The 2,983-nt window shown below is 41.4% G+C and carries 2 protein-coding genes; both read left to right on the top strand.

What is annotated here, in order from left to right; genetic code table 11:
• The coding region (locus AC1DDX_RS25965) for an MFS transporter (RefSeq protein ID WP_477622875.1) at nt 1-867 on the top strand (867 nt) is incomplete at its 5' end.
• Between the two features lie 22 nt (nt 868-889).
• Nucleotides 890-2,983: molybdopterin oxidoreductase family protein (locus AC1DDX_RS25960; RefSeq protein WP_477622874.1), on the top strand; the 2,094-nt coding region annotated here is incomplete at its 3' end.

The raw sequence follows: 2,983 nt of genomic DNA, 5'->3' as shown, positions 1-2,983 counted from the left end.
GTTACAGGCGGCTGGGGAAATCTTGGTGGTGGAGTTACAAACCTGATTATGCCACTTATTGCAGCTGGTTTTGCAGGCCTGGGCTTTGTAAGTCAGGCCAACTCATGGAGGGTTGCTATGATCGTTCCGGGGGTAATTCTATTAGTTATGGCTTTTATTTACTACAAGTACACAAAAGATACGCCTGCCGGAAACTTTAATGATTTACAGGTCATTAAAGTCAAAAAAACTCAAAAAGGCTCTTTTATGGCCGCATTAAAAGATTACAGAACATGGGTGCTGGCATTAGCTTACGCTGCATGCTTTGGAATAGAGATAACCGTTGATAATGTTGCTGCAACATTTTTCACAGATCAGTTCGGTGCATCAATGATTATGGCCGGTGCCATGGCGAGCATATTTGGTGGCATGAACATTTTTGCAAGGGCACTCGGTGGCTTTGTTAGTGATAAAGTTGGAAAATCTTATGGCCTTAGAGGAAAAGGAATACTACTAGGGGCATTGTTAGTTTTGGAAGGAATTGGGATTAGCTTATTTGCCCAATCACAAACTCTTGGTTTAGCTATAGCAGCAATGCTTTTGTTTGCACTATTTCTAAAAATGGCCAATGGTGGCACTTATGGCATTGTCCCTTTCATCAATAAAGATGCAATTGGCTCTGTAAGTGGTATTGTTGGTGCAGGCGGAAATATAGGTGCAATGCTGGTAGGCTTTCTTTTTAAATCAGAGCACCTCACCTACGCTGACGCTTTTCACTACATAGGAATTGGGGTAGCAGTAATTGGTCTGCTGGTATTTATTACCCGATTTCAATTAAAAAGATCCGAAAATACGGAAACAGTAAAACAAGAGTTTCAACAGGCTTAATTCTACCTAACAGAAAACATGTATGTCTGGAGATAAAAACAAAGTTTTTAAAAGTACATGCTGCTATTGTGGTGTTGGCTGTGGCGTAAACGTTACTTTAGAAAAAAACAAGACCATTACAGTACAGGGCGACAAAGATCATCCGGTAAACCATGGCATGCTTTGCAGTAAGGGACTTAACCTCCAGTACACAGTAAACGATAAAAGCGATCGTCTCCTTTATCCTCAAATGAGGTATAATAAAAATATGCCCTTACAAAGGGTAAGCTGGGAAGATGCACTGAATCGGACAGCAGCTGTTTTTAAGACTTTTATTGATAAATATGGCCCCGATTCTGTTGCTTTTTATGCGTCTGGGCAATGCCTCACCGAAGAATACTATGTTATCAATAAATTAATTAAAGGTTTTATAGGCAGTAACAATATCGACACCAATTCTCGTCTTTGCATGAGCAGTGCTGTTACTGCTTATAAAATGGCTTTAGGTGAAGATAGTGTTCCGGTGTGCTATGACGATATTGAACTTGCCGACTGCTTTTTCGTTACCGGTGCTAATCCCGCATGGTGCCACCCAATACTTTGGCGTAGAGTTGAAGCCCATAAAGCCGCAAATCCAAACATTAAAATTATTGTAGCAGACCCAAGAGTGACAGACTCTTGCGGTCTTGCCGATCTTCACTTGCAAATCAATCCTGGAACCGATGTAACACTGAACCATGCAATAGGCCGGGCACTTATTGAAACAGGCAATGTAGACAGTAATTTTATAAGCAATCACACAGAAGGCTTTTCCGATTACAAACGGAAGGTATTTGAAAGGACTTTAGAAGAATCAGCCAAAATCTGCGGCGTCACGGAATCTGAGATACAACTTGCGGCAACATATATAGGCGATGCCAAAGGCTTTTTAACGATGTGGACAATGGGACTTAATCAAAGTTCAATTGGTGTTAACAAGAATCTGAGTCTAATTAACCTGAATCTTATTACAGGCCACATTGGAAAGCCGGGTTCTGGCCCCTTTTCACTTACCGGACAACCAAATGCAATGGGTGGTCGCGAAGTAGGTGGACTTGCAAATCTTCTTCCTGCGCATCGCGACCTATCAAATGAACTACATCGTCAGGAAGTGCAAAAATTCTGGGGAGGAACAACAATTTCCGGCAAAACAGGGCTTACCGCTACAGAAATGTTTGAGGCCCTGCATGATGGCCGGCTTAAAGCAATCTGGATACTTTGCACAAACCCATTAACAAGTTTACCCAATGCACGGTTTGCCGAAGAAGCTTTAAAAAGAGCAAAATTTGTTGTGATACAGGAAATTACTGATAAGGCAGAGACGCTTGCTTATGCTGATGTTATTTTACCTGCAGCAGCCTGGACAGAAAAAGAAGGCACCATGACCAATTCCGAAAGAAGGATAAGTCACCTGAATAAGGTTATCGATGCACCCGGAGAAGCACTTCCTGATGCAGAAATCATCTGCCGTTTTGCAAAAAAAATGGGCTATAATGGGTTTGAGTACAACAGCATGGAGGATATATACAAAGAACATGCAAAACTCACCTATAGAACCAGCATTAATATACATGGGCTCGACTATAAACAAATCGACAAGAGCAATACCCTGCAATGGCCATTCAACAAAAGAACCGAGAGTGGCACAAAACGTCTGTTTACAAATCATTCATTTCATACAAGATCCAAGAAAGCGATTATACACAGCCCCTCCGATCAGCTGAACAGCGAACTTCCTGACGAAGATTTTCCATTTATCCTAACCACAGGCAGAGTTCGTGATCACTGGCATACCATGTCTAAAACTGGCAAAGTGAGCAAGCTTAAACAGCATATTAAAGATGCTTTTATGGAAATCAATCCAACAGATGCAGAATTCTTATCTATAGAAGATAATCAGGTTATAGTTGTACGATCCAGACGTGGTGAAGTGCAGGTTAAGGCAAAGCTGTCTGCCTCCATAAAACAAGGCGTAGTATTTCTCCCTATGCATTGGGGAAAAATATTGGGCAGCGATTTAAACAGAGCCAACAACGTTACCAGTACTATACTAGACCCCCTATCTAAAGAACCTGATTTTAAATATTGTGCTGTAAAT

The sequence above is a fragment of the Pedobacter sp. 10L46_2 genome (genome assembly GCF_056395165.1).
This window is presented reverse-complemented; position numbering and strand designations above follow the sequence as displayed.